The following is a 5,388-nucleotide window of genomic DNA, read 5'->3' on the forward strand; positions in this document are numbered from 1 at the left end:
ATTATACCAGCGTGGCCGGTATAACCGTTGCGGTCCGTGCCGGATTCCCCTGTCGCCTGAAGGCGACAGTCCCCTCCGGAGGTCATTGATGGGTGAGCCGGGCCTTGCTCTCCTGGATCGGGCAGAGCCRTCTCGATCGTCGCGACCAGATCGAGGCGGACCATCAGGTCCCGGGCCACCGGCAGAGCACCGAGCAGCTTCTCCAGGCGCGGGGGCCCATAGCCCACCCGGACGGCGGTMGCCAGCACCCTCCGAACCGTCCCAGGCCGGACACACCACGCACCAGGGAAATCATCATCCTGGCGGATCAAGAAATCACACGGTCAGCACACCACACGAACGTGCGGAGTACGGGCTTACCGAGCGGTGGATGCGCAGGCGCGGTGCGACGCGCTGCGAGCACGTCCGAAGGAACGCAAACTCGTCGCGTCGGCCGCGCTGCACGACGCGGTCAATGCCGGCCTGGYCGAGAAATGGTCTCCGAAGTAGATCAGTGAGAGGCTGAAGAAGGACTTCCCTGACGACGAGGGCATGCGCGTGTCGCACGAGACGATCTACGAGTGCCTATACCTCCAGGCCCGCGGCGAGCTTCGGACCGAGCTGAAGATTGCTTTGCGCAAGGGCCGGACGAGGCGGGTGAACCGATCGCGCAGACCGTGACCAGGGGAAAGATCCCGGACATGGTCGACATCAGCGAGCGGCCGAAGGAGGCCGAGGATCGAGCCGTGCCCGGCTTCTGGGAGGGTGACCTGATCATCGGTAAGGGGAACAGGTCCCAGATCGCCACGCTCGTCGAGCGTACCACCCGGTTCGTGATGCTGGTGCGTATCCCCTCTGACCGCACCGCCGAACGTGTCGCTTACCTGCTCGCGAAGAAGATGGGAACCCTCCCTGAGTTCCTTCGCAACAGCGTGACGTGGGACCAGGGGAAGGAGATGGCCCGCCACGCGGAGTTCACGGTCCGGACCGGTATCCCCGTGTATTTTTGTGACCCGCACTCGCCCTGGCAGCGCGGTTCCAACGAGAACACCAACGGTCTGTTACACCAGTACTTCCCGAAGGGCACCGACCCGTCCTTGCACACACAGGACGAGCTTAATAAGCTGGCCGCCCAGCTGAATGGAAGGCCACGGCAGACGCTTGGCTGGTTGAAGCCGATAGAAGTTTTCAACGAGCTGCTAGAAAGTCACGCGTCGCTTTGACCATTTGATTCCACTCGTCAGGTTGTCAGGCAGGCGAACGGTGCCTGATGCGGCAGTAGTTCCCAGAATCACAATTCACTCCCCGGGAAGTTCCACTATGTTCCCTCTCATGGGTTCGTCTGGCGCAGATGGCGGTACCCCGCGCAGCGGCGTGGTGGGCGGGTCGATCATGTTTCTCGCTTTCTTGTCCGAACTCGCGATGCTGGGCACTTTGGCGGGTGCCGGACTCGATCTCGCCTCGTCAGCCGTCGCCGGTGTTGCCTTGGCGGTCCTGCTGCCGCTGATGGCGGCCGTCGTCTGGGGAGTGTGGCTCGCCCCCGCGTCACGACGTCGGCTTCGCGGGCCGGCGCTGYTGATGGTGAAGATCCTCCTGTTCTGTCTGACCGCGATCGCCACGGCGCTGGCTGGGCATCGCGTCTGGGCAGTGGTGTTCGCGGTCACAGCGATCGCCGCGACGGCCGGTGGTCACCGCATCGACAGCCGAACCCAGGCGCGGTGAAGGTCACGCCTTTTCGGCGGCCTGCCTAAGCGCCGTGAGCCAGTCATTCAGCCCGCTGCGGAGTTTCGTGCTGCTGAAGATGAGGCCGAGGAAGGGCATAGACATCGATTCCATGCTCGTGACTCGCACCGTACCGTCCGGTGTCCGTTCGAGAACGTTGCGGTGAACGGCCTTGATGCCGGCGGAGACCCCACTCCAGGTGATCTCGTGGAGTGGATCGACGACCGCCAGGGTCGAGCGGACCCGTGACTTCCCGTTGACCCAGATGAAGGATGTGTCGACGGCCACCCCGCCGTGAACCTGCACGTCCCGGACGGCGGGGTTCCACGCCGGCCACCGGTCTATCTCGCTGATCAGCCGCCATACCTTCTCGGTCGGCGCGGCCACGGAGATCTCCGCCGCGGCCTTTACCGGCGCCTTTTCGTCGAGCACGCGCTTCTTGGCATATTCTTCGTGAAGCTCGGCGATGCCGGGCCCGCGGTAGAGCAGATTCGATGTCATACCCGCTCCCTCGGTCGTTCGACCTGGTTGTCGTCGGTGGTTGCTAACGCCGTTAGCCGACGCTAGCCAACAACGTTGGTGACGGTCAAGGGGCGTGCGGAAGGTCACCGGTCCGGGGCGTCGCGGAGCAACAGCAGGTAGGGGCTACCGAGGGGGATGGCTCCGTGACCTCAGTGTTCGTCCCAGTGACCTCAACTCCAGGCCTGTCAGTGGCGCATCCCCACTCGGCCCGCACGCGCCGCGCCACCCGGCGCCTCGACGACCCGGTCGACCCGGTAGATCGTCACCTTGGTCGGACCGGCGCCGAACGAAGCCACCTTGACGCCATGGGCCAGCGCGTCGGCCAGCAACGGGAGCCGGTGCAACGTCGCCGGTTCGGCCATCCAGGCGTCGAGGATGACGTAGTCGACGTCGCGCCAGCCGTTCGGGAGGCTCGCCCGTACGGCCTGGTCGTTGATCTTCCAGTGCCAGATCGGCCTGGTACCTCCGCGTAGCAGGTCGAGCCACGCGTAATCGTTCGTGATCGTCACTCGGCCAGGGGGGACGTGGCCGAGGTACCAGGCGGACGCCTCCCGGCTCGGGAGACTGTCGTCCCGGGAGGTCGCGTCGACCAGGACCGGTCCCCACTGCCACGACAGCACCGCCAGCCCGGCCACGACCACCGAGGCCACCGCCGCGAGGCGAAGACGGGCGGTTGTGGTGGCAGGCCCGGGCCGGGGATGAAGGTGGTCGGCCAACCCCGCTACGCAGAGTGCGGCGAACGGCAGCATCCCGACGACGTACGGGTACGGCAGGTACCCCTCCCGGAGCAGGAGCAGTGCCTGGCTCACCAGCAGCACGCTCGGCACCCGAAGCCGAGGCACCAGCAGCCCGGCGATCGCCGCCACGAGGCCGGCGGCGAGCAGGATCGCATCGAGCCCGAGCCAGAAGCCGACTAGGTTCCACGCCGAACTGCCGCGGTCGAGCACACTGCCGCTGGACTGCCGGGTGAACAGCTGGAACTCGACCGCCCGGCGCAACTGGTGCAGCTCGCCACGAGCGGCTGCGAACACCACGAACGCCCCGGGGCCCGCCACGGCCGCGGCGGCGAATCCGAGGCTCGCGGCGCGTAGGTTGCGCCGCCGGTGATTGATCCACACCATCAGGTAGACACCGGGCAGGAACACCAGAGCGGATTCCTTGGACCAGAACGCGACGCTTACCGCGAGTCCCGCCAGTACGGCAGTCCGCACTCGCCGTCTGGGCGCCGCAGCCATGACCAACGCCGCTAACAGCCACATCACCATGATGTTGTCGAGGAACACCATCCGCTGGAACCAGAGCGCCAGCGGTGACAGCGAGAACAGCGCGACGGCCGTCACCGCGTACGGTCGGCGCACGTCCAGCCGGCGGGCGAACAAGTAGACCAGGACACAGCTCGCGACGTGCACCCAGAGCATGAACTCGCGCGCGGCGCTCACGCCGGTAGCGCCGCGGCCGAAGGCGTCGGTCACCCAGGCGTACGCCGCGATCTGGGCCCAGCCGCCGAAAGGATGATCATACCAGTAGGTGTAGTGCGCCAGTCGGCCCCAGTACCGCAGGGCGTAGGCCTGCGCGGCATAGGTGCCCTCGTCCTCGTTGAACCGGCCGGGCCAGCCGTCGAGGTTCACCGCGTGGACCAGGGCACAGGCGACGACGGCTGCGCCCACGGCGAGAACGACCATGGTGCGACGGCTGYCGCGACGGTGACGGGCCGCCGGACCCGGCTGGCCGRCCGACTCCGGAACGCTCCTCGCGGCGGTCAGCAGGCGACCCTCCCGGCGAGCAGGCTCGCCCGGAAGGCGGCGAGGTCGGCCTCCGAGTCGTCGTACCGCCAGTCACCCTTCACGCCGTCCTTGATGTTCATCGCCGTCCAGACGAACCCCACCACCTGGGGGTGGCTCTGCAGCCAACTGCCGAACGAGGCGATCCAGCTGGTCTTGTACTGGTCCCGCTGGGCGCCCACCTCGGTCAGCAGGACCGGCTTGGTCGACAGCGCGGCCAGTTGGGCCATGGACGGGTCGTACGTCTGCGCGGCGGAGCTCTCCTGCACGCCGTACCCTGTCAGACCCATCAGGTCGACCCACTTGTCGCCGGGGTAGTACTCGGCCAGCGGCGTTCCCGACGTCCCGCGGAGCACGTTCGGCGACCACACCCACAGCGCGTTCGTGACGCCGGCGTCTCGGAAGATGCCGACCACGTGCTGCCACGCCGCCACGAACAGCGCCGGGGTGTTCGAGCCGACCGACGCCCACGGGTACCAGTAGCCGTTCATCTCGTGGGCGAACCGGATCAGGACGGGGCGTCCGTACTTCTTCACTACCATCGCGATGGCCCGGTAGTGGTCATCCCACCGGCCCTCGATGGTCTTGTCGAGCGTGAAGTCGCTCTGGTTGACCCCCTTGTCCGGGTTCCACGGCTCGACCGTCACGATCGGTGTCACCGGCACCGCGCCGAGTACCGTCGGGTCCAGGCCGTGGGTCACGGAGACGAAGAACTGGGCCATCGCCGGCGGGCAGGCCGTCGTGCGTGCAACCTCGCCCAGCGACGCCTGGCTGATRCCGGGCACCGTGACGCCGAACTGCGGACGGGTCCTGAACACGGTTTCGACGGCCGCCCGCGGCGGAGCCGAGCCGCCGCGGGCGGCGCCGCTCGGGGATGCGGGTTTCAGCGACGGGCCGTCGCCGGGGGAGCTGCAGGCGAAAACCAGTACGCTCGCCGCCATCATCAGGCAGACGGCAGACCGCCGTCGCATCAGCGCCTCCCCACCAGGTACCTCGGCCGTCTGGCTGGTACGTCCGCCAAACAATGACTGAAAAGTGTACAGAAGTCCTGAAATACGGCCATGGCGCATCTCGTTCGCGAGGCTACCCGGTGCCCGGATTCCACCGGGACCGAAGTCAGGAACGCGGTGTGCCCGCGGTCTGGCTTGACTGGAGCCGCGGTCCCCGCAACGGCAGCTGTACCTTGGTGACCAGCGCGTGTTCGAGCGCCGGCCCGAGCATGACCGCTGCCGTGTTCGTGATGTGGGAGTCGTCGCGGTACAGCAGCACGCTGCCCCGTACGGCCGGGCAGGGCCCGGTCCCCGGGCACAGGATGACGTTCAGGTCGACCGCGCTGACCGCTGGTTCGCGGCCCTCGACGACCGCCTGCAGCAGCGGGTCGCGG

6 protein-coding genes and 1 pseudogene are annotated in these 5,388 nt (G+C 67.3%); 2 read left to right on the forward strand and 5 right to left on the reverse strand.

The features are described from left to right. The coding region (locus tag KBI5_RS27425) for a hypothetical protein (protein ID WP_206745275.1) at window positions 1-248 on the reverse strand (248 nt) is incomplete at its 3' end. Between the two features lie 223 nt (window positions 249-471). On the opposite strand from KBI5_RS27425, the pseudogene KBI5_RS23650 reads away from it, so the two are divergent. Next, a pseudogene (locus KBI5_RS23650) lies at window positions 472-1,202 on the forward strand (IS30 family transposase); the annotation flags it as partial. Between the two features lie 169 nt (window positions 1,203-1,371). Further along, window positions 1,372-1,701 (forward strand): YrdB family protein, encoded by a 330-nt coding sequence (locus KBI5_RS23655; protein WP_023842073.1) that lies wholly within the window; start codon window positions 1,372-1,374, stop codon window positions 1,699-1,701. 3 nt (window positions 1,702-1,704) lie between these two features. Here KBI5_RS23655 and KBI5_RS23660 read toward each other — a convergent pair whose 3' ends face one another. From KBI5_RS23660 to KBI5_RS26695, 4 genes are all read right to left on the reverse strand, one after another. After that, on the reverse strand, window positions 1,705-2,202 hold the full coding sequence (locus KBI5_RS23660) for an SRPBCC family protein (protein WP_011437646.1): 498 nt from the start codon (window positions 2,200-2,202) through the stop codon (window positions 1,705-1,707). A gap of 206 nt (window positions 2,203-2,408) precedes the next feature. Then, window positions 2,409-3,905, reverse strand: a complete 1,497-nt coding sequence (locus KBI5_RS23665) for a glycosyltransferase family 39 protein (protein ID WP_011437645.1) — start codon at window positions 3,903-3,905, stop codon at window positions 2,409-2,411. 77 nt (window positions 3,906-3,982) lie between these two features. Continuing rightward, entirely contained in the window at window positions 3,983-4,975 is a 993-nt protein-coding gene (locus KBI5_RS23670) for a glycosyl hydrolase (protein WP_023842072.1), read from the reverse strand. A 145-nt stretch (window positions 4,976-5,120) separates the two neighbouring features. Further along, window positions 5,121-5,388: SGNH hydrolase domain-containing protein (locus tag KBI5_RS26695; protein WP_198537941.1), on the reverse strand; the 268-nt coding region annotated here is incomplete at its 5' end.

The organism is Frankia sp. KB5 (assembly GCF_002099325.1).
Taxonomy (GTDB): Bacteria; Actinomycetota; Actinomycetes; order Frankiales; family Frankiaceae; genus Frankia; species Frankia casuarinae.

Excerpts from the sequence above, each read along its gene's own strand:
- KBI5_RS23660 (WP_011437646.1), bottom strand. The coding sequence starts at position 2,202 with ATGACATCGAATCTGCTCTACCGCGGGCCCGGCATCGCCGAGCTTCAC.
- KBI5_RS23665 (WP_011437645.1), bottom strand. The coding sequence starts at position 3,905 with ATGGTCGTTCTCGCCGTGGGCGCAGCCGTCGTCGCCTGTGCCCTGGTC.